The sequence below is a fragment of the Agathobaculum sp. Marseille-P7918 genome (assembly GCF_900625105.1).
Taxonomy (GTDB): Bacteria; Bacillota; Clostridia; order Oscillospirales; family Butyricicoccaceae; genus Agathobaculum.
The window spans coordinates 359,034-379,897 of the sequence record NZ_UYYD01000001.1 but is presented as its reverse complement, the minus strand read 5'-3'; the positions used below and the strand labels follow the sequence as shown (position 1 = coordinate 379,897).

Sequence of the window (20,864 nt, the reverse complement as noted above, 5' to 3'; positions counted from 1 at the left end):
TGGAAGGATAAACCCATTCAATATCTTTGTAAATGCTAAGGGGGAGAGTATATGAAGCAAAAGCGATCAAGATGGTTGGCTGCCTTGCTGACAGTTGCAATGATGATCGGCATTTTCCCGACATCTGCTTTGGCAGTTGACGGCGATTCGAATCTGGCAGCAGATTCGACGACACATCTTACTTGGCAGGAGGTCTTTGGCGGCTCAACGCTGTCCACGAAGGATATCGGACGTATCTGGACGGATAAGAGCGTCTATACTGAGGATAGCGTTACGCTATCCGGGGATACAACTGTCCAGATTTCCAAGGAAACAGATGCAGAGTTTTTGGTGGAATTATCGGCTTTGGGCTCGACAGCCACTATTACGGACCAGACTGCGGTTCCGGTGGACGTTATGCTGGTGCTGGATATGTCGCCGAAAATGCAAAGTTCTGTCAATGAGATGCTGACGGCTGCCAATGCGGCCTTGGCCAATATTTTGACATCCAACCCGTATAACCGGGTGGGCGTAACGGTATATGACAATACGGCGGCAACCATCCTGCCGTTGGACCGGTATGAAAATTATGATAATGGCGGTCAAACAGCACTTTTGAGCTTGAACAATAGAACGATTAGCAGTAACGGCATCAAGAATGGACAAACGGTATCGGTGCCGACCTTCTCGTTTGATAGTGGCACTTACCGCAATTATCAGGTTGGCCTGTATACTGCGATGACTGCACTGACGCAGACGGCAGATACAACTGTGGAAGTGGACGGTCAGATGCTGACTCGTGCTCCGGTTGTGATTGCAATGTCGTCCGGCGAGCCTGAACTTGCGCATACGCGGTTCGTTAATATTGTGCAGGACGAAGACAAGATTGAGGCAGAGTGCGTTTCGAACAATGATCACAGTGCTCATGTTGCACAGACTTTTATGGCTCTGATGCAGGCGGCCTATATGAAGCAGCAGGTGACAGCGCATTATTATGGCAACAATCCGGCGCACGAGGCCTATATTTACACGGTTGCGGTGGGCAATTTAGCGAACGATTCGAATGAGGAACTGGCGTTGGCGGCGCTCAATCCGTCTGCACAGTTGGAAAGTGACCCGGTTGTAGGAGCAAATGACACGAATCTACGGGATAGTCTGGCTGCGTACAATAACGGTTCTGTTAAATTGCTGCGTGCAAGAGGCAGTTTGGGGATAATTGAACAACACGCAACGATCGAAAAAACAGATAGTCAGGGGATTTCCATCGAATGGGATCAGCTCAAGTACAATGACGGATTCTATCAGGCGAACAACGTTGCCTCACAAGAGGATTGGACTGAGGTTTTCGATCAAATTACCGATGTTGTCAATACTGCTGCGCCGACCTATCCGACCGCGAGCGGCGAGGGTGCATCCGGTACGGGCGGAGATAACGGTGCCCTGACTTTTACCGATCAACTGGGCAGCTTTATGAAGGTAACCGGTACACCGACCGTGATCTTTTCCGGTGAAGAGTTTCACGTAACGGGTTCAAATACCACGGGTGATATAACGTCCTACACCTTTGAGGGAGCTGTGGATACCCCGGTTTATGGACAGACCAATGTCAACAAGCTTACGCTGACCGTCAAGACCAATACGGACGGCAGCCAGACACTGACATGGACAATTCCGGCCGAACTGGTTCCGCTGCGTGCAATCGAGGCGAAAACCGAAGTGGACGGCAATGGGCAGGAGACCTATTCCATTGCCGAAGCGAGCAATGGCAATGCTTATCCGATCCGTCTGTTCTATTCGGTGAAGCAGGACGATACCGCAGCGCTGAGCACGGACGACAAAAATGACTATTATGCAGCACATTCCAAGGACGGCAAAACGGATTATTATGCGGGCGCATGGGATGCGGAAAGCGCGCCTAACGGAAGCACCACAGCCGTCTTTACGCCGGCATCAACCAATTCGTTTTACTATTACACGGAGAATACTGCTCTTTATGTACTGCACAGCAATAATGGCAGTTATCTGACCGATGCCGCAGCGGCCGGGAAGACAGATCTGGTTCCGCCCGGACAGGAAACGATAACGGTGAACGGCGTACAGTATAAGCTGGAAAGAGCAACGGGATACGTGGCAGGCCGTGCGTATTATTACATTCACAGCTATTACCAGGCAAACGGCTCGGGCAACAGTGCATCGTATTTGACCGATTATCATCGTGTGACAAACGGTGCGGCACTTGCAAACCATACCGAAACCATAGGCGGCAACCTGTATATCAAGGCGGGCACCACCAAGATGTCTCGCGTCAGCGATATGGCTGCGGCCAAGGAGGAAAACAAAACCGGTACGTCTGCCAATTATCGTGTGCCGGAATTTGAACTGGACGGCAAGCAGGTGACGGTTGATCTGGGCAACAACGGTCGGATGCAAAAGGCAACGCCGACCGGTGATCTGACGGTACAGCTCAACGAGACCACCGGTGCGGATGCCAATGCGGATGACGTCAAGAATAAAACGTTTACCTACACGCTGGAGCTGTACAACAGCGAGAAAAACAGCTATTCGTCCTTGAGCGGAAGCTATCCGATCCAAGTCACTGGCTCGGATGGTGCGGTAATCAGCACAGACACGATTCAGGATAAAGGTACGTTCATGCTGCAAGCGGGACAAAAGGCTGTTATCAGTGGCTTGCCGGCGGGATCGGTCTTCCGCATTTCTCAGGAGGCGGAGAGCGGATATACGCCGACCTATACGAGCTTGGATACGCAGGTCAATGCGGCGGGCGGCATTCGTTGGCGTGTCGGGACCGGTGAGACGGTGCCGCGCGGTGAGATCAACGTGACGAACGCGTATGATGTAAGCCAGCAGAGTTTTGATTTGAGATATAATGCCAATGCGCAAAACGGCGGCCACGTGACCGGTATGCCAAACGATAGCGGTGCGCAAAGCGGCGGTGATATTACGCTTTCCACTCAGCAGCCGTCTCACAGCGTCGTGAGCGAGAAAAAAGTCGTGTTCCTTGGTTGGTCGGAATCCAAGACAAGTCAGATCTATGGCAAAGATGATAAGACGGAGTATGCGGCTATCCAGAATTCCATTTATGCGGCAGGTGCTGAGTTCCATCTGACGGCTGATACCGATCTCTATGCGGTATGGGGCTATGATGAGAACGGTGACGGTAATCCGGATGTAACTGAGAACAGTTATACCCTGACTTACAACGCCAACGGCGGTACATTCGGTGCAGAGACCGAAAAAACAGTATCTGTACTGGCGCAGACCGGATATCCGCTTGATTACAGCGACGGCAACCGTCCGACGCATGAAAAGGATAACGGTACGAACGTCGCCTTTGTCACCTGGTCCGAGACGCAGACCAATCATATCTATTCGTTTGGCGACAGTGAGCCGCTGACGCGGGCGGAAACCGTGGATATTTCCGGGAATAAGGAAGTATACGCAGTTTGGGGCTATGACAGCGACGGTGACGGGATACCGGATATCTCGGAAGTTTCCCACAGCATTACCGCTTCAGCCAGCCAGAATGGCAGCATTGACCCTTCGGGCAAGGTTTCCGTGATGGAAGGCCAGAATAAGACCTTTGCAATTACACCGGATCAGGGCTATGCGGTGGATACCGTTATCGTGCAGACGATAGATACGCACGGTGCGGCTACCACGACCGCTCGTTATGTCAACCGGACGGGCACACAGCTGCCGGCCGGCTGCACATGGACCTCTTGGGCGTTTTCCAATGTCGTGACAGATTATAAGATCACGGTTTCGTTTGCGGAAAGCAAAGACGGCGTCATGCCGGATCGATACAACCGCACGCTGACTTATGACGCCAACGGCGGCACCGGTGCGCCGGCAGTACAGACCGGCTTGAATGATGGCCAGCGCTATGTGCTTTCCACACAGGAGCCGATGCACGATACGGTACAGCTGAACGGTACGGAAACGACCGTCCTGTTTGTTGGCTGGACGATGACAGACGATAACGAGCGTATTTATCAGGCGGGCGACACAATGCCTGCGACTATCACCAGTGTGGTGCCGAACGGTAACGACGTGACGGTGTTTGCGGTTTGGGGTTACGATACGGACGGCAATGGCGTGCCGGATGTCAAGGAGCACAGCTGGCATGTGACTGCCTCGTCCGATGGAAACGGTACGGTTTCACCGACCGATGTTTACGTTCTTAACAGCGATGCGCAGGTGTTCCTGATTAAGGCAGATCCGGGGTATGCGCTGGCAACTGTTTCGGTGGATGGAACGGTTGCGTATCAGAATGATGATCCGCAGCAGCCGTTTGCAGGAAACTGGACGCTTGAGAACGTCACGACGGATCATGTGATCACGGTTGCATTCCTCGAGGATGGCGACGGCGATGGAATCCCGGATGCATTTGATCCGGATGCCGGAAAATATCAGGTGACAGTCGTTGGCGGTTCGGGCAGCGGTGCCTATGCGCCGGACGAAGTGGTTACGATTACCGCCGATGCGGCACCGGCAGGACAGGAATTTGACTGCTGGATCAGTCAGGATGGTATCACGCTGGACGACGCAGCCAGCGCGCAAACTACCTTCAAGATGCCGGACCATAATGTGACCGTCACGGCAACCTACAAGGATGCGAGCAGCAGCGTGACGCGGTACACCATTACAGCCAGCGCGGGTCAGGGTGGTTCCATCAGCCCGAGCGGCAGCGTGCGAGTCAGAAGCGGCAGCGATAAGACCTTTACGATTACCGCGGAAAAGGGTTATGTAATTTCCGATGTGCTGGTGGATGGCACGAGCGTCGGCGCAGTGGAGCAGTACACGTTTGAATCTGTGCACAAACGACACACCATTGAAGCAATCTTTGAGGCGGAAAGTGAAATCGCTGATCCGGATGATACCGGCGTATCCCATTGGCTGAATACCAAGGATCATAATGCCTATTTGAATGGTTATACGGACGGCACTTTTGGCCCGAATCAGAATATGACCCGTGCCGAGGTCGCGCAGATGTTCTATAATCTGCTGCTCGATCAGAACGTCTCGGCAGGTGCTTCCTTTACTGATGTGGCATCGGATGCATGGTACGCAGATGCTGTTCATACACTCAGCGCAATGGGTATTATTCAGGGCGTTGGCAACAGCCAGTTTGCGCCTGACCGTGCGATTACCCGTGCGGAGTTTACCGTGATTGCCATGCGCTTTGCCGAGTTGGATACGAGTGGACAAAATATCTTCTCGGATGTCAACACGACGGACTGGTTCTACGATCAGGTGGTCGGCTCGATTCAGTACGGTTGGATCACCGGTTATTCGGACGGTACCTTCCGCCCGAACAATACGATCACCCGTGCGGAGGTAACAACAATCACCAACCGCATGCTGGGCCGTATCGCCGATACGCAGTATGTGGATGGTCATGCGGACAGTCTGCGTCATTTCTCCGATGTGACGGGCAGCCACTGGGCGTATTACCATGTCATGGAAGCTGCGAACACCCATGATTATGAAAAGTCCGGCAGTCAGGAAATTTGGAAGGACTGAGCAGCTGAAAACAGATGCAAAAAAGCACCCGCGATAAGCGGGTGCTTTTTTATACATACGAGAAAATTATGCGGAAAAAATCCAGCAGTGTAGCAGCCCGGGATCGGAATGCAAGCTGCCGATGCGGCAGTCCAGCCCGTCCGCGCGCAGCGCCCGCGCAGCGGGTTCGGCCTGTGCGGCAAGCGACGGTGTGTCCGCTTGGTTGAGCAGCACGCGCAGCCGTTCCGGCGGCAGGCCGCAGGCTGCAGCGGTTTCGCGCACGCAGTACAGCAGCTCCGGGATGCCGACAAGCTGTTCGGGGCCTGCCGCCCAGTCTGCGTGCAGCGCGAAGCGGTGCACCACATCGCGTACCGGCCTGCCAAGCGCGGACAGACCCGCAACGATCAGGCACAGATCGGTCTGCGGCGGGAGTACCGGTTCGTCTGCACGGTGCAATTTGAGCGGCAGCCGGTGTGCGCCGTCTGCCTCGCACAGCGTGAGATCGGCGGCCTCGGCTGCCTGTGCGAGCAGGTCGGAGGAAAGCGTGCGCAGCTTGCCGCCGTCCGACTGTCGTCCGGCGCAGACCGCGCCCGGCAGCTGGAGCTGCGCCAACAGTTCGTCCGGTACGGGATCGGTCAGCACGGTGCGGCAATCCGGCGGCAGAACGGGAAACATATGGGTGGTGGTGGTCACCAGCACGCGTTTTGCGGAAAGCGCGCGCGCCAGCGTGCACAGCGCGGTCGTTTTGCCGCTCGCGCCGACAACGGAAACAAATTTCGGTGGCATAGCTCAGTCCTCATTCTGCCACAGCAGACGGTAGCCGTCGTTTTCGACAGCATAGAGCGCTTCCGCGTCCGTGTCGAGCAGGCCGCGGCAGTCACTTTCAGCTGAAAAGCGCACGCAGGTGCCGCACGACGAACTGAGTGCGCGCGGCACGGGCTGCATTTTCGCCTTGTTGCCCGCGTTTTGCAGCGCTTGAAAGCTCAGCATCGCGCTCAGGTGCGTGTGAAAGGTCGCAACAAACTCACTCATGCTTTTTTGGTCAGCGTCAGGGAAAATTCCTCGTCGCCGGTTTCGCGGGACGCGGCTTCGTAGCCGTTGTTATGCGCAAAACGGGTGATGTTTTCCACCGCGCACGGGTCATCCACAAGCACCTCAAGTTTATCGGGGGCGTTATTCTTGACTTCCTTCTGCACCATGACCACGGGCATGGGGCAGGAAAAACCTCTTGCGTCGATCATTTCGTTTTCTCCTCTCGGTGTAAATTGGCAAAAGAAATCACGGCAAGCAGGATCAGGCCGATCACGATGCCGATGCGGCCGGCCTGTGCCACGCCGCCCGCGGTGAATACGCCGTCGGTCATTGCGTCCGCGTTGCCCGCCATGCCGAAGTTGTGCGCAAGCGCCGCGCCGACCAGCATGCCGAACACGGTCACTGCGCTGTCGCCGCTGCCTTCACCGGCGAGGATGAGCTGACGCAGCGGGCAGCCGCCCAGCAGTACCGAGCCCCAGCCGGCCATGGCCATGCCGAGAAAGCTCCACACATAGTCGTGGTGCGCGACCGGCTGCACGGCAAGGGTGGGGTTGAAGTTGCCGAGTACGAGGTTGCCGATCAGCACGGTCACGAAAATGGCGATAAATCCGGTCAGCAGGTGAAAATCACGGAACAGGAACACGTCGCGCAGGCCGCCCGCCATACACAGACGGCTCTTTTGCGCCAACGCGCCGACAATCAGGCCGCCCACAAGCGCGATCAGCCAAGGCGCATGGCTTGCGCCCGGGCCTGCCTGCGAAAAACGGATGAAGGACGGCGCCGCCAGCAGCAGCGCCAGTACGGCAATCACAAAGCCGGGCAGTACGAAACCGTCCGCCTTCTGCACTTTGCGCGCACGGCCGAGCGAAAAGCCCTTTTTCAGGAACAGCGCGCCCGCGCCGATGCCCACAGCAAAGCCGACAAGGCCCGCAATCGCGGTCACGTCGCCGCCGCCCAGACGCAGCACCATGCGCAGCGGGCAGCCGAGAAAGGCCAGCGCGCCGACCATGACAATCATGCCCAGCACAAAGCGCAGGGCGGGGGAGGAACCGGCGCGGGCGCGAAACTCTTTGCCGGCAAGCGCCGCGATCGTCGCGCCAAGGACGAGGCCGACGATTTCCGGGCGCAGATACTGCACCTTTTCCGCGCTGTGCAAGCCCAGTCCGCCCGCGATGTCGCGGAGGAAACAGGCGATACAGAAACCCATGTTGGCGGGATTGCCCGCCGCCGTGAGCGCCAGCGCCGCAAGGCCGACGATCACACCGGTGCAAATCACCAGATACTTGTTTTTAATCATGTGAATCTCCTTTGGTTTGTGAAATGTATTTTGCAACAAGGCCGGTTTTACATTTGCCCGGTCCTGTGTTACACTGATGAAAAAGTATGCGGACAAAGCGCTCCGCAGACGTCGGGAGGAAAATGTCATGCATTCGGTTTATCTGGACAACGCCGCGACCTCATTCCCCAAGCCGCCGGCCGTCGCCGCACGCATGCGGGAATACGTCGATCGGATCGGCGCGAGCGTCAACCGTGGCTCGTACGAGGCTGCGCAGCAGGCCGAACTGGTCACGCTGCGTCTGCGTCAGCGGCTGTGCGAGCTGTTTGCGTTTCCCTCGGTGCCGTATGCGGTGCTGACACCGGGCAATACCTGGAGCCTCAATCTGCTGCTGTTCGGCGCACTGCAGCCGGGCGACCATTGTCTGGTGTCCGCGATGGAACACAACGCGGTCATGCGGCCGCTCGGGCAGCTGGCCCGCCGCGGCGTGACATTCGACCGCATCCCTTGTGACCGCGAAGGCCGCTTGCAGATCGACCAAGTGGAGCCGTTACTGCGGGATAACACCCGTCTGGTGCTGCTCGCGCATGCGTCCAACGTGTCCGGTACGGTACAGGACGCACAAGCGGTCGGGGACATCTGCCGCGCGCGCGGCATTCCCTTTGCCCTGGACGCCGCGCAGACGGCGGGGCATGTGCCGATCGATTTTGCCTCTCTCGGCCTGAGTGCGCTGTCCGTGCCCGGCCATAAGGGCTTGCTTGGTCCGCAGGGCATCGGCGCACTGCTGCTGCGGCCGGACTTTGCGGAAACGCTCGACCCGCTCGTCAGTGGCGGCACGGGCAGCGTGTCGGATTCCGAAGAGGTACCCAAGTATTTTCCCGACCGGCTCGAGCCGGGTACGCCCAATCTGCCCGGCATTTTCGGTTGGGAGGCTGCGCTCGATTACTTGCAGCAGGTGACCGTCGAAGCGGTGCAGGCGCATGATCGTGCGCTGTCCCAGCGCTTTCTGGATGGGGTGCGCATCATTCCGGGTGCGGTACTGGTCGGGCCGGACACAGTGGAAGGCCGCGTCGGGGTGTTCAGTCTGGATTTCCCGGGAAAGGATAACGCGGAGGTTGCATCCGTGCTCGAAGAGCGTTTCGGCATCCTGACGCGCTGCGGCCTGCACTGTGCGCCCAGCGCGCACCGCACGCTTGGCACGTTCCCGCGCGGTACGGTGCGGCTGTCCTTCAGTTGGTTTACGACCGAAAGTGAGGTAGACCGCGCGATAGAGGCGATCGCCGCCGTCAGCGCAGAATAACGCGGGCGCCTCCCGCAAATTCCGAAACCGTTCCGATGCGTCGCGCATCCGGGACGGTTTTTTGCAGTTCGGCGGCCAGCGCGTCCGCGTCCGCGGCATCGACCGCGATCAACAGGCCGCCCGAGGTCTGCGGGTCGTACAGCGCGTCCTGCACTTCGAGCGGCACGCTGTCCGCCGCAACAAAGGCTTCCGCGTATTTGCGGTTGCGGTACATCCCCTCGGGTAAAATCCCCATGCGGGCAAATTCCAGCGCTTCGGGCGGGAGGGGCAGTGCGCCAACATTCAGCTGGAGCTGCACGCTGCTGCCCTGTGCCATTTCAAGTCCGTGGCCGAGCAGGCCGAAGCCGGTCACGTCCGTGCAGGCGTGCACGCGGAACTGCACCATCGCGTCGCGCGCGGCCTTGTTGAGCGTGGTCATACGCGCAAAAACGGCGTCCAGCACGTCGGGCGGGCACAGGTCGGCCTTGGCGGCCGTTGTCAGGATGCCCGCGCCGAGCGGCTTGGTCAGAAACAGCACGTCGCCCGGCTGCGCACCCGCGTTGGTCAGCACTTTGTCGGGGTGCACAAAGCCGGTCACGCACAGGCCGTATTTGGGTTCTTCGTCCAGGATGCTGTGGCCGCCCGCGATGACCGCCCCGGCCTCATAGACCTTGTTGTAGCCGCCGCGCAGCAGGTCATGCACCGCGCTGTCCGGCATGGATTTGGGAATGCACAGCAAGTTGAGCGCGAGTTTGGGCGTGCCGCCCATCGCATAGATATCGGACAGCGCGTTTGCCGCTGCGATCTGGCCGAACAAGTACGGATCGTCCGCGATCGGCGGGAAAAAGTCCACCGTCTGCACCAGTGCAAGATCGTCCGACAGGCGGTAGACCGCCGCGTCGTCGCTTTTGTCAAAGCCGACCAGCAGGTTGGGGTCGGTGTGTACCTCCAGACCGTCCAGCAGACGGGCCAGCGTACCCGCACCGACCTTGGCGCCGCAGCCGGCGCAGCTGGCGAGCTTGGTGAGTTTGATTTCCTGTTCCATAGGCCGCTCCTTGATGAAATGTGAAGAAAACGGACAGATGACCGTTATCCTAATAAAAAGATAACATGAGCCGGGACAAAGGTCAAGCGACAGGCGCGCACGCCTTTGCATACAAGCTAAAATTGTGCTATAATGCAGGATGAATAATAAAAAAATAAGGGGAGGGGAAGCTGGTGCTTTCCAAGAAAAGCAAAGCGATCGGATTTATTCTGTTGTCCGCGTTCGGCTTTGCGCTGATGAGTACATTTGTGCGGCTGGCAGGCGACCTGCCGTCCATGCAGAAATCGTTTTTCCGCAATCTGGTTGCGATGTTTGTCGCGTGGATCGTGCTGCGGCGCGAAGGGATCAGCTGGAAATGGGAAAAGGGCAATCTGCCCATGCTGCTGCTGCGTGCGATCTGCGGCACGCTGGGCATTTTGTGCAATTATTATGCGATCGACCGTCTCGTGCTTGCGGATGCGAATATCCTCAATAAGATGTCGCCGTTTTTTGCAATTTTGTTTTCGCTGTTTCTGCTCAAGGAGCGCGCCAATGTCTGGCAGTATCTGGCGGTGCTCGCGGCGTTCGGCGGCAGCATGCTGATTATCAAGCCGGGCTTTTCGTCGGATATGTTTCCGGCGCTGGTCGGCCTGCTCGGCGGTGTTTTTGCCGGTGCAGCGTATACGGCGGTGCGCGCATTGTCTAAAAAGGGAGAGAAAAGTGCGCGGATTGTGTTCTTTTTCTCAACGTTTTCCACTTTGTTCTGTCTACCGTATCTGATCGTGGATTTCCATCCGATGCAGTGGTGGCAGCTGGCCTGCCTGTTGGGTGCAGGCGCGGCCGCAACGCTCGGCCAGTTCGGCGTGACGCTGGCGTATGCGCATGCCCCGGCCAAGGAAATCTCGGTATTTGACTATACGCAGGTGCTGTTTTCCGCATTGCTCGGCTTTTTCCTGTTCGACCAGATTCCGGATGGGCTGAGCGTGTTGGGTTATCTTGTGATCTGCGGCGTGTCGGTTGCGATGTTCCTGTATAACCGCACGCTGGAAAGCCGGGAGCAGGCCAGTGGACAGGGTTGAGCTGATCCGCTCGCGACGCCGCACGCTGGGGCTGGAAGTCACGCGTGAGGGGCGTGTGATCGTGCGCGCGCCCTTGCGCGCGTCGGCGGCTTCAATCGAACGGTTTGTCCGTGACCATGCGGATTGGATTGCCCGGGCGCAGGCACGGCAGCGGGCGCGCCTTGAGGCACATCCCGAGCCGGATGACGCGCAGCGTGCGGAACTGATCCGGCGTGCGCGGGAAGAATTACCGCCCAAGGTGGCGTATTATGCGCAGCGGATGGGTCTAAAGCCAGCCGGCCTGCGCATCACGTCCGCGCGGACGCGGTTCGGTTCTTGCAGTGCACAGAACCGGCTGTGCTTTTCGTGGCGGCTGATGGAGTATCCGGATGCAGCGGTCGAGTATGTTGTCGTGCATGAACTGGCGCATATTGTGCATAAAAACCACGGTCCGCGGTTCTGGGCGCTGGTAGAGCAATATCTGCCGGATTACCGTGCCCGCCGCGCCTTGCTGCGGGAATGAGGGCCGGCGGCCGAAGGAGGAAGGAAAATGACGATTGCGGAAATTGCGCGCCGCGCGGGTGTATCCAAGGCGGCGGTTTCGCGCTATCTGAATAACGGCTATGTCAGCTCGGAAAAGCGGGAGGCCATCCGTCGGGTGATCGAGGAGACCGGTTATGTGCCTTCTCAGCAGGCGCAGACGCTGCGCACGGGCAAAAGCCGCATGATCGGTGTGATCGTGCCGCGTATCGATTCCGAGTCGATCAGCCGCGTGGTGGCGGGCATTTCCCGCGTGCTGGAAGAGCAGGGCTACCGGCTGCTGCTGGCCAATACGGATAACCGCATCGAAAAAGAGTTGGAATATCTGGAGGTATTCCGCAGCGGCAATGTGGACGGCGTGATTCTGGTGGCGACCATTCTGTCGGCGGCGCATCGCAAGGCGTTGACGGCGCTCGGCGTGCCGGCGGTGCTGGCAGGGCAGAAGATGGACGGCATGTCCTGCGTCTACCATGACGACCGCGGCGCGGCGTGCGCGGTGACTGAGCTGCTGCTGCACAGCGGCCGCCGGCGGGTGGGGTACATCGGTGTGACCCCACGCGATAAGGCGGCGGGTGCCGCGCGCCGGACGGGCTATCAGGACGCTCTGCACGCGGCCGGGATGGAGCCTGATCCCGCTTTGATGGAGCAGAGTGATTTTTCGATCGACGGCGGCTATGCGGCGGCGGAGCGGCTGCTTTCACGCGTGCCGGATATCGAAGGGATTTTTTGTGCAACCGATTCCATAGCGCTTGGCGTCAAGAAACGGTTGGAGGAGCACGGCAGGCGTATTCCGGACGACGTGGCGCTCGCGGGCATCGGCCATTCGCGCATGAGCGAGCTGGTGCGGCCGCGTCTGGCGACAGCCCACTATTATTATCAGACCAGCGGCGAGGAAGCGGCGCGTGATCTTCTCGAAATCATCGGACAGGGTTTGGATCGCAAAAAGCAATTGATGCTGGGTTTTGAGGTTTATCCTGGGGAATCGGTCTGAAAAATACCGTAAAATAGAGCAGCGGCTTGTGTTGTACAAAACACGGGCCGCTTTTTTGTGTATATTATATAGCGCCTACTGCACAGTGTGCAAAAACTGCCGAAAAGGTTTGGATAGAATTGCACATTTACAGAAACAGGGATTTCGCGGTATAATGATTGCAGAAAAAATGAAATCGGTTTCATAAAATAAAAACGAAAGGGCGGAATATTGGTGGACTACGGAAAAGCGGCTTCCGAGGTGCTCAGCTGCATCGGCGGGAAGGACAATGTGATCTCGGCGGCACATTGTGCAACACGTCTGCGTCTGGTGATCGCAGACAACAACAAGGTAAACAAGGACGCGCTGGAAAATGCGACGGGCGTGCAGGGTGTATTTGAGGCGCAGGGACAGCTGCAAATCATCTTCGGCACCGGTACGGTCAATAAAGTATACGATCAGTTCATCGCGCAGTCGGGCGCGGCGGCGGTCAGCAAGGATGAGGCAAAGGCGCAGGCGGCGCAGAAGGGCAACTGGTTCCAGCGCGGCATCAAGACGCTGGGCGATATCTTTGTGCCGATTATCCCGGCAATCGTGGCATCGGGCTTCCTCATGGGCATCATGGAGTCGCTCAAGTTTATGATAAACAACGGCTTTATCACGCTCGACAGCACTAGTTCGCTGTTCGTGTTTGCCGATCTGTTTTCCAATGTGGCGTACACCTTCCTGCCGATCCTGATTGCTTTCTCGGCAGCCAAGGTGTTTGGCGGCAACCCGTTCCTGGGTGCGGTCATCGGTATGATCATGCTGCACCCCAATCTGCAAAACGCATGGACGGTGGCGACCGAGGGCGTACATACCTATCAGGAAGTGTTCTTCGGTCTGTATAAGGTACCGTTGGTCGGCTATCAGGGCCACGTTATCCCGGTCATTATCGCGGTTTGGCTGATGTGCTTCATCGAAAAGAAGCTGCACAAAGTGGTGCCGCCGATGTTCGACTTGTTCGTTACCCCGCTCGTCTCCGTGTTCGTCACCGGTTATCTGACGCTTGCCGCGATCGGCCCGGTATTCACCACGGTTGAGAATTTCGTCATCAACGGTGTGCAGTGGCTGATCGCCATCCCGTTCGGCATCGGCTCGTTCATTATGGGCGGCCTGTATGCCACGACCGTTGTTTCCGGCATCCATCATATGTACACGATCATTGACCTCGGTCAGCTCAGCACTTACGGCCTGACCTTCTGGCTGCCGCTGGCCAGTGCGGCAAACGTTGCACAGGGCGGCGCAGCGCTTGCGGTCGCGCTTAAAACCAAGAACAAGAAGCTGAAGTCCATGGCGCTGCCGGCATCGCTTTCCGCGTTCATGGGTATTACGGAACCTGCCATCTTCGGCGTTAACCTGCGCTTTGTCCGGCCGTTTATCGCCGCGTCCATCGGCGGCGCGTGCGGCGCGCTGTATGCATCGGTTGTTGGTTTGGGTGCAACCGGCACGGGTGTTACCGGCATCTTCGGCATCCTGCTGCATCTGCATCATCCGATTCAGTACATCCTCACGATCGGTATTGCGACCGGCGTTGCGTTTGTGATCTCCTGGATTCTCGGCATTCCGGAGGAGAAAAACCAAGCGAATGCTGCGCCTGAGCAGCCGGAAAAACCGGCGGTCGCAGCGCCGCAGGGTGACATCGCGCTGGTGTCCCCGCTGACCGGCGAAGCGGTCGCGCTCAGTGAGACCAACGACCCCGCGTTCATGTCCGGCGCGCTGGGCAAGGGCGTTGCAATTAAGCCCGCGGAAAACCGCATCATTGCACCGTGCGACGCAACCGTGTCGGCGGTCATGGGCCATGCAGTCGGTCTGGAATGTGACAACGGCGTGGAACTGCTCATCCATGTGGGTGTCGATACGGTCAATCTGGAAGGCAAATATTTTACCGGCCATGTGCAGGAAGGCCAGCACGTCAAGGCGGGCGATCTGCTGCTGGAGTTTGACAGCGCGGAGATCCAGAAGGCCGGTTATCCGGTGATCACGCCGGTCATCGTGACCAACACCGATCAGTTTGCGTCGGTCGAGCCGTCGTTCGGCACGGTTCAGGCAGGTAAAGATACGGTTCTGACGCTCAAGTAAGCAGAAATAGGGAGAGAATCGCCATGAGCAATGCATTACAACGGGATCTTGTGCGGCTGGTGCGCCGCATTGAGCAGGAGGATGGGCCGCGCGCCGCGGCCGATCCCTTCCGCCAGAATTTTCATCTGATGCCGCCGGTCGGCTGGATGAACGATCCGAACGGCCTGTGCCGCTGCGGCGAGTGGTATCATGTGTTTTATCAGTACGGTCCGTTCGACCCGACGGGCGGCGTCAAGATGTGGGGACACTATCGCAGCCGCGACCTTTTGCACTGGGAGCAGCTGCCGACCATGTTGTATCCCGATCAGCCGTGGGACATTCACGGCGTGTATTCGGGATCGGCGCTGGTCGAAGATGGGACGATGTACCTGTATTACACCGGCAATGTCAAGTTCGCAGGCGATTACGATTACATTACGACGGGGCGCGGGCATAATACCGCGCTCGCCGTCTCGCGTGACGGTGTGACGGTCGAAAGCAACGAGCTGCTGATGGAAAACAAGGACTATCCGTCCGATCTGACCTGCCATGTGCGCGACCCCAAGGTCTGGGCGCAGGACGGCAAGTATTACATGGTGCTCGGCGCGCGCACCAAAGAGGATCGCGGCGAGCTGCTCGTTTACGAATCGGAGGACAAACGGCACTGGACACACATCAACACCTTGACCACGCCAGAGAAGTTCGGCTATATGTGGGAGTGCCCCGATCTGTTCTGCCTGGACGGGCAGTGGTTCCTGCAGTGCTCGCCGCAGGGCGTGGAGCAGCAGGGCAACCGTTTTCAGAACGTATATACCTGCGGGTATTTCCCACTGTACGGCGACTTTCGTGGTGAGTATACGCTGGGCAACTTTCAGGAGATGGACAGCGGCTTTGATTTCTACGCGCCGCAGACCTTTGTGGACGGTGATCGCCGTCTGCTGCTCGGTTGGATGGGCATGCCGGATGCACCGTATACCAATCCGACGGTCGAGCAGGGCTGGCAGCACTGCATGACCGTTCCGTGCGTGCTGCGGCGCGACGGCGACCGTCTGCTGCGCATGCCGGCGCCCGAGATCGATGCGCTGCGCGGCAAGCATGTTGCGCCCGAGGATGCGCGCGTATTTGATATGGTGTGCCGCACCCAGAGCAAGGGCAGACTTGTCATCCGCGGCAGTGCCGTGATAGAATGGGACGAAGGATTGCTTCGCCTGACGATCGACGGCGGCGGCGCGGGCCGCACGGTCCGCTGCGCGGATGTGCGCACCGTGCAAACGCTGCGCGTGCTGGCGGATGCGTCTTCGCTGGAGATTTTCGTCAACGGCGGGGAGCAGGTGCTGTCCACCCGGTATTATCCGGCGCCGTATATGCACGGTGTGACCGTGTTCGGTGCGGAGACCGAGATCTGGGAGATGGGCGCGCTGCAAATTACGGAAAAATAGGATGGAGAATCAGCATGCCGGAAATCAAACTGCTCGCACTTGACCTGGACGGGACACTGCTCGGTCCGGACAGCCGCGTGCCGCGTGAAAACGCGCGCGCGGTGCGTCTGGCGCAGCAGGCGGGTGTACAGATCGCCCTGTGCACGGGGCGCAACCTGACCGAGGTGCGCGCGTTCAACGCGCAGCTGGATGCGCCCGCGGATTGGGTGGTCATTGCCAACGGCGCGGCGGTGCTGCGCATGGCGGATGGCGAGCAGATTGCTTTTGACGGACTGGACCGTGCGATGTGCCGGACGGTTTTGCAGGTCTGTGCGCAGTTTGGCGTGGACCCGTGCCTGTATACAGCCCAAAATCTGTATTACGGGCACGAGTTTTTGCGCTTTTTGCAGGAGATCCGCCGCCGCGGCCGGGTGTCCCTCGATGAGACATCCGAAGGATACGAATTTGTTCCGGATGCGGCGCAGTGGCGCGCGGTGCTCGAGCGGGAGGACGGTCGGGTGGCCAAGGCGATCCTGCACCATCTTAAGCCCTCTGTGGTCGATCAAATGATGCAGGCGCTGGCGCAAACCGGCCTGTTTGAGCTTGCGCCGTCCGTGATGTTCGGTGGGGAACTGAAAAATGTGGAGATCAACCGCAAGGGCGTGCACAAAGGCAAGGCACTTGCGCACCTGGCGGCGCATCTTGGTTTTGGTTTGGATGCGGTGATGGCGGTCGGCGACAGCGACAACGACCTGACCATGCTGCAAATGGCAGGGCTGGGCGTTGCGATGGCGAACGCAGCGCCGCATATCCGTGCAGCGGCAGACGCGGTGACGCTGGACAACGCGTCGGACGGTGTGGCGGCGGCGGTCAAACGGTATATTTTGGAGGGACAGGTATGAAAAAAGTGGTGGCGATCGGCGAGCTGCTGATCGATTTTGTACCGCAGCAGAAGGGCTGCGCGCTGGATGAGGTGACGCATTTTGAACGTGTCGCGGGCGGCGCGCCGGCTAATGTGGCGGCGGCGGTTGCGCGTCTGGGCGGCCGCGCGGCGATGATCTCGCAGGTGGGCGAGGATGCGTTCGGTACGCATATCCTCAAGGTGCTTAAGGGCAACGGCGTGGATATTTCCTCGGTGTTCCGCACGGGGCGCGCCAACACCGGGCTTGCTTTTGTCTCGCTCGATGCGACCGGCAACCGCGAGTTTTCCTTTTTCCGAAATCCGTCGGCTGACCTGTTCCTGGATGAAACGCAGATCCGGCCCGAGATGTTCACCGACTGTGCGGCGCTGCATTTCTGCTCGGTCGATCTGGTGGACTGGCCGGTCCGGGCGGCACATCGCCGGGCCATCGAGCTGGCGCGGGACGCGGGCGCGCTGATTTCATTCGATCCGAACGTTCGCCTGCCGCTGTGGGACGACCCGGCGGATTGTCAGGCGGCGATCCGCGCGTTTTTGCCGTCGGCCGATCTGGTCAAGCTGTCGGACGACGAAGTCGAGTTTGTCACCGGCTGCACGGACGAGCGCGCGGCGGCAAAGCAGCTGTTTGAAGGCGGCTGCAAGCTGCTGCTGGTCACGCGCGGCGCAAACGGTTCTGCGGTTTATACGCCGCAGACCGAGGCTTTTGCCGAAACGCTGTCCGTTCCGGTCACGGATACGACCGGCGCGGGCGATTCGTTCATCGGCTCGTTCCTGTACCAGCTGACGCGCGACGGCGTGGGCGCAGCGGATTTGTCTGCGCTGCCGCAGGCACAGCTGGAAGACTATCTGCGGTTTTCCGCGCAGTATGCTTCGCTGACCGTGCAACACAAGGGCGCGGTCATGGCCACGCTGGACGAAGTTAAGCAGGCGTACCCGGACTGAGACACTGCAAAAAAACGGCCCGCACCACTTGGTGCGGGCTGCTTTTGCGTCAATCAGAAAAATAGGGGGCGAGCGTGGGGACGGCGGCGATGCGCTCGGCAGCGTCCGGGAAGTCGCGCCGCAGGCGTGCGGCGCAGCGGCGGCAGAAATCTTCGTACAGCGCGGGCTCATCCCGCATTTGCTGCTTGAAGCCCCAGATATGGGTGAAAAATCCCTGTTGCGCGCCGGTGAACAGCGCTTCCAAATCGGACAGCGCGGCGGCACGGATGTGCTTGCGCGCGGCACACATGGCGAGCAGGCGCTGCTCGGCAAAGACCATATAGGTTAGCACGTCGTCGGCGTCGGGCGAAGAGCGAATAAAGCGGATGGCAGTGTCCGTGTAGTATCGCCGGAAGTCGTCGTCCGCGAGATAGCACAGTGCGGTGTTGAACGGCCGGACCGTCCAGTCAAAGGAGGAAAAGTCAAATCCGTGCGTCCGTGTAAATGCGCGCGCATCCGGATAGATGTCCGGCATGATATCCTCGCGGTGGATGGCGGCCGCGTCCAGTCCGCGCAGCAGCGGTTCGAGCGGCTTCCAGCAGATGAAGTCGGTGTCGATCATCACGCAGGGGGACGGCATGGCAGAAAGGGCGTACAATTTGCCCGCTGCCCAGAACGCCATCGGATTTACGTCCTCGGGCACGGCGTCGAGCAGGGGATGCACGCCTTCATCCCACAAAAAAGTAAGGCCGAGCGCGTCATAGTACCGCTGGGCCTTGGTATCACAGATCATGCGGATGGGACCGTTTTCCCGCCGCCACGCGAGCGCGGACAGCGCGGTGGTCAGCAGTTCGAACGGCTCGACCGCGTAGAGACGATCGGGCGAACGCGCGAAAAACGGGCGCGTCCAGTTGGAGTGAAATGCACGCAGCATCAGACCAGCTCCAATCCGTAGCCGCCAACCAGATAGGTGCACGAGCCGAACACATACGAACCCGAACCCGAGGAAAGATAGCTGGTGCGGTAGGAGGTGGTGTACGAGGTCACATACGAGCCCGAACCCGAGCCCGAGCCGGTGTGCAAAAAGACCGTACGGATCACCGTGACCACATGTGTGCCGTTTTCCAGAATCTCGACCGGCGGCAGTGCGCCGCCCATGATGGGCACAGGCGGTCTGCCGTCCTCGGCGGGATACCAGCCGTTCGGAAAGGGATCGACTGCGAATACCCCCATGGGGGGAGCTTCCTCGACCGTTGCGGCTTGCTCTGCGGGCGTTTCGTCCGCAGGGGGCTGGCTGTGGCGCTCAAAGCTGTCCTCGTCCATGGCCACGCCGTCAATCGCGCGGTAGTGATCCGGATCCATTGCCAGAATGCCTTCCGGCGCGGGGATGGGTTCGGCGGGCGTCGGCGCGGCCTCTGCGGGGGCGTCCTGTTCCGGGGGTGCGCAATGCTTGGCATAGCTGTCCAGATCGAAAACCACACCGTCGATCTCCCGGTATTTGCTTGGATCCATCGCCAGAATACCGTTGGATTTTGACATGGCCGCGCCCCCTTTGCATTTGTCTTCTAATCAAATTATACTGTACCGCGGGGTAAACCGCAATGAGAAAATCGCGCCGTGAAAAAGTTTTTTCCGCTTTACAGCGGCACGCGTGCCGATTATAATGGAAGGCACGGAAAAGGAGAGAAAAGTATGGATTTTTTGTCGCTGGAACGGTCGGTTTGGCAGGTTTTGCGTGAGGAAAAACGCCCGATTGTGCTGTATGGCATGGGGGATGGTGCGGACAAGATCCTCGCGCAGTTTGACGCATGCGGCATACGCGCGTCGGGTGTTTTTGCCAGCGATGAATTTGTGCGCGGGCACAGTTTTCACGGTTTTCGGGTGCACAAGCTGTCCGAAGTGCTCGAACAGTTCGGCGAGGACATTGTGATCGCGATTGCGTTTGCCAGCCAGCGTCCCGAGGTGCTGGAAAAAATGTATGCGCTGGATGCGCGGTTTGACGTGGTCGCGCCCGACGTCCCGGTCGTCCCGGGGCCGATCTTTGACGAGGCGTTCGTGCGGGCGCACGAAGGGGATATGCAGCGGGCGTTTGACCTGCTCGCGGATGAGCAGTCGCGGCAGGTGTTCCTCGACACCGTGCGCTTTAAGCTGTCCGGTCGGCTGCGGTATCTTCGGGATAGCGAGACGGATAAGGACGAGGTGTTTCATACAATTCTGCGCCCGACACAAGAGGAGCATTTTGCCGATCTGGGCGCATACACGGGCGACACGATCCGCGAGCTGCTGCACTATACGGACGGAGCGTTTGCGTCGATCACCGCGCTCGAGCCAGACCGACGCAGCTTCCGCAAGCTGTCGGCTTATGCGGAAACGCTGACAGGCACGGTGCGCTGCGAGCAGGCGGGCGCGTGGTCGTGCGACACGGTGCTGTGTTTTTCCGATCAGGCGGGACGGCAGTCGCGGGTCGCAAAGCAGGGCAGAGAGACCCAGATGCGTGCGCTGGACAGCGTGCTGGACGGCACGCCGTGCACCTATCTGAAATTGGATGTCGAGGGCGCAGAACGAGAGGCGATCGCAGGTGCGGCGCAGACCATCCGGCGCTGCCGTCCCAAGCTCAATCTGGCGGCCTATCATCGGAGCGCGGACTTTTTCGAGCTGCCGCTGCTGATCCATACGCTTTGTCCGGATTACCGGCTGTACCTGCGGCATCACCCCTATGTGCCCGCGTGGGACACCAATTTATATGCGGTCTGTCCGTAAAAAACACTGGCAATTGCATGGGACAAGCGGTATAATGAAGATACAGTAATCTGTAAAGGAGAGGT

Annotated in this window: 17 protein-coding genes and 1 pseudogene; 11 read left to right on the top strand and 7 right to left on the bottom strand. The window is 58.9% G+C overall.

Annotation, left to right across the window (positions count from 1 at the left end):
- Positions 1 to 51 precede the first annotated feature (51 nt).
- Positions 52 to 5,523: an S-layer homology domain-containing protein gene (locus EJL02_RS01775; RefSeq protein WP_125114696.1), complete on the top strand. Its 5,472-nt coding sequence runs from the start codon at positions 52 to 54 to the stop codon at positions 5,521 to 5,523.
- 66 nt (positions 5,524 to 5,589) lie between these two features.
- Here the strand turns inward: EJL02_RS01775 and yqeC are convergent, their stop codons facing one another.
- The 4 genes from yqeC to yedE are packed head-to-tail and all read right to left on the bottom strand — an operon-like array spanning position 5,590 to position 7,828.
- Positions 5,590 to 6,288 carry a selenium cofactor biosynthesis protein YqeC gene (yqeC, locus tag EJL02_RS01770; RefSeq protein ID WP_125114695.1) on the bottom strand — a complete coding sequence of 233 codons (699 nt, stop codon included), beginning with the start codon at positions 6,286 to 6,288 and terminating at the stop codon, positions 5,590 to 5,592.
- Positions 6,289 to 6,291: 3 nt separating this feature from the next.
- On the bottom strand, positions 6,292 to 6,534 hold the full coding sequence (locus tag EJL02_RS01765) for a DUF3343 domain-containing protein (protein WP_125114694.1): 243 nt from the start codon (positions 6,532 to 6,534) through the stop codon (positions 6,292 to 6,294).
- Positions 6,531 to 6,743 (bottom strand): sulfurtransferase TusA family protein, encoded by a 213-nt coding sequence (locus EJL02_RS01760; protein ID WP_125114693.1) that lies wholly within the window; start codon positions 6,741 to 6,743, stop codon positions 6,531 to 6,533. The genes EJL02_RS01765 and EJL02_RS01760 overlap by 4 nt, the downstream gene beginning before the upstream one ends.
- Positions 6,740 to 7,828 carry a YedE family putative selenium transporter gene (gene yedE / locus EJL02_RS01755; RefSeq protein ID WP_206426945.1) on the bottom strand — a complete coding sequence of 363 codons (1,089 nt, stop codon included), beginning with the start codon at positions 7,826 to 7,828 and terminating at the stop codon, positions 6,740 to 6,742. Before yedE ends, EJL02_RS01760 begins: the two co-directional genes overlap by 4 nt.
- A 130-nt stretch (positions 7,829 to 7,958) precedes the next feature.
- Between yedE and EJL02_RS01750 the strand changes: the two genes are divergently transcribed.
- Complete coding sequence (locus tag EJL02_RS01750) at positions 7,959 to 9,110, top strand: aminotransferase class V-fold PLP-dependent enzyme (protein ID WP_125114691.1); 1,152 nt, start codon at positions 7,959 to 7,961, stop codon at positions 9,108 to 9,110.
- Here EJL02_RS01750 and selD read toward each other — a convergent pair.
- On the bottom strand, positions 9,097 to 10,134 hold the full coding sequence (gene selD / locus EJL02_RS01745) for a selenide, water dikinase SelD (protein WP_125114690.1): 1,038 nt from the start codon (positions 10,132 to 10,134) through the stop codon (positions 9,097 to 9,099). The genes EJL02_RS01750 and selD overlap by 14 nt on opposite strands.
- Before the next feature lie 173 nt (positions 10,135 to 10,307).
- Between selD and EJL02_RS01740 the strand changes: the two genes are divergently transcribed.
- The 8 genes and pseudogenes from EJL02_RS01740 (at position 10,308) to EJL02_RS01710 (ending at position 18,060) form a co-directional block, all read left to right on the top strand.
- Positions 10,308 to 11,192 carry a DMT family transporter gene (locus EJL02_RS01740; protein ID WP_442857995.1) on the top strand — a complete coding sequence of 295 codons (885 nt, stop codon included), beginning with the start codon at positions 10,308 to 10,310 and terminating at the stop codon, positions 11,190 to 11,192.
- Complete coding sequence (locus tag EJL02_RS01735; protein ID WP_125114688.1) at positions 11,179 to 11,694, top strand: M48 family metallopeptidase; 516 nt, start codon at positions 11,179 to 11,181, stop codon at positions 11,692 to 11,694. Before EJL02_RS01740 ends, EJL02_RS01735 begins: the two co-directional genes overlap by 14 nt.
- 21 nt (positions 11,695 to 11,715) lie before the next feature.
- A pseudogene (locus EJL02_RS14605) lies at positions 11,716 to 11,847 on the top strand (LacI family DNA-binding transcriptional regulator); the annotation flags it as partial.
- Between the two features lie 48 nt (positions 11,848 to 11,895).
- Positions 11,896 to 12,702 (top strand): trehalose repressor, encoded by an 807-nt coding sequence (locus EJL02_RS01730; RefSeq protein ID WP_330548619.1) that lies wholly within the window; start codon positions 11,896 to 11,898, stop codon positions 12,700 to 12,702.
- A gap of 213 nt (positions 12,703 to 12,915) precedes the next feature.
- The gene (locus EJL02_RS01725) at positions 12,916 to 14,802 is read left to right on the top strand and encodes a PTS beta-glucoside transporter subunit IIBCA (protein WP_125114686.1); all 1,887 of its coding nucleotides are present in this window, start codon (positions 12,916 to 12,918) and stop codon (positions 14,800 to 14,802) included.
- A 23-nt stretch (positions 14,803 to 14,825) separates the two neighbouring features.
- Entirely contained in the window at positions 14,826 to 16,220 is a 1,395-nt protein-coding gene (locus EJL02_RS01720) for a glycoside hydrolase family 32 protein (RefSeq protein ID WP_125114685.1), read from the top strand.
- A gap of 14 nt (positions 16,221 to 16,234) precedes the next feature.
- A complete protein-coding gene (locus tag EJL02_RS01715; RefSeq protein WP_125114684.1) occupies positions 16,235 to 17,101 on the top strand; it encodes a Cof-type HAD-IIB family hydrolase in 867 nt (288 codons plus the stop codon).
- Positions 17,098 to 18,060, top strand: coding sequence for a carbohydrate kinase family protein (locus EJL02_RS01710; protein ID WP_125114683.1), 963 nt, complete (start codon positions 17,098 to 17,100; stop codon positions 18,058 to 18,060). The genes EJL02_RS01715 and EJL02_RS01710 overlap by 4 nt, the downstream gene beginning before the upstream one ends.
- Before the next feature lie 49 nt (positions 18,061 to 18,109).
- Here the strand turns inward: EJL02_RS01710 and EJL02_RS01705 are convergent, their stop codons facing one another.
- Both EJL02_RS01705 and EJL02_RS01700 read right to left on the bottom strand, forming a co-directional pair.
- A complete protein-coding gene (locus tag EJL02_RS01705) occupies positions 18,110 to 18,973 on the bottom strand; it encodes a hypothetical protein (RefSeq protein WP_125114682.1) in 864 nt (287 codons plus the stop codon).
- Positions 18,973 to 19,578, bottom strand: a complete 606-nt coding sequence (locus EJL02_RS01700; RefSeq protein WP_125114681.1) for a hypothetical protein — start codon at positions 19,576 to 19,578, stop codon at positions 18,973 to 18,975. Before EJL02_RS01700 ends, EJL02_RS01705 begins: the two co-directional genes overlap by 1 nt.
- A gap of 153 nt (positions 19,579 to 19,731) precedes the next feature.
- Here EJL02_RS01700 and EJL02_RS01695 point away from each other — a divergent pair, with 153 nt between their 5' ends.
- A complete protein-coding gene (locus EJL02_RS01695) occupies positions 19,732 to 20,799 on the top strand; it encodes an FkbM family methyltransferase (RefSeq protein ID WP_125114680.1) in 1,068 nt (355 codons plus the stop codon).
- The last annotated feature ends 65 nt before the right edge of the window (positions 20,800 to 20,864 follow it).

What these genes read in the sequence shown, in the direction of transcription:
- EJL02_RS01775 (WP_125114696.1), top strand. Translation starts at nt 52, where the DNA reads ATGAAGCAAAAGCGATCAAGATGGTTGGCTGCCTTGCTGACAGTTGCA.
- yqeC (WP_125114695.1), bottom strand. Translation starts at nt 6,288, where the DNA reads ATGCCACCGAAATTTGTTTCCGTTGTCGGCGCGAGCGGCAAAACGACC.
- EJL02_RS01765 (WP_125114694.1), bottom strand. Translation starts at nt 6,534, where the DNA reads ATGAGTGAGTTTGTTGCGACCTTTCACACGCACCTGAGCGCGATGCTG.
- EJL02_RS01760 (WP_125114693.1), bottom strand. Translation starts at nt 6,743, where the DNA reads ATGATCGACGCAAGAGGTTTTTCCTGCCCCATGCCCGTGGTCATGGTG.
- EJL02_RS01750 (WP_125114691.1), top strand. Translation starts at nt 7,959, where the DNA reads ATGCATTCGGTTTATCTGGACAACGCCGCGACCTCATTCCCCAAGCCG.
- selD (WP_125114690.1), bottom strand. Translation starts at nt 10,134, where the DNA reads ATGGAACAGGAAATCAAACTCACCAAGCTCGCCAGCTGCGCCGGCTGC.
- EJL02_RS01730 (WP_330548619.1), top strand. Translation starts at nt 11,896, where the DNA reads ATGATCGGTGTGATCGTGCCGCGTATCGATTCCGAGTCGATCAGCCGC.
- EJL02_RS01720 (WP_125114685.1), top strand. Translation starts at nt 14,826, where the DNA reads ATGAGCAATGCATTACAACGGGATCTTGTGCGGCTGGTGCGCCGCATT.
- EJL02_RS01715 (WP_125114684.1), top strand. Translation starts at nt 16,235, where the DNA reads ATGCCGGAAATCAAACTGCTCGCACTTGACCTGGACGGGACACTGCTC.
- EJL02_RS01710 (WP_125114683.1), top strand. Translation starts at nt 17,098, where the DNA reads ATGAAAAAAGTGGTGGCGATCGGCGAGCTGCTGATCGATTTTGTACCG.
- EJL02_RS01705 (WP_125114682.1), bottom strand. Translation starts at nt 18,973, where the DNA reads ATGCTGCGTGCATTTCACTCCAACTGGACGCGCCCGTTTTTCGCGCGT.
- EJL02_RS01700 (WP_125114681.1), bottom strand. Translation starts at nt 19,578, where the DNA reads ATGTCAAAATCCAACGGTATTCTGGCGATGGATCCAAGCAAATACCGG.
- EJL02_RS01695 (WP_125114680.1), top strand. Translation starts at nt 19,732, where the DNA reads ATGGATTTTTTGTCGCTGGAACGGTCGGTTTGGCAGGTTTTGCGTGAG.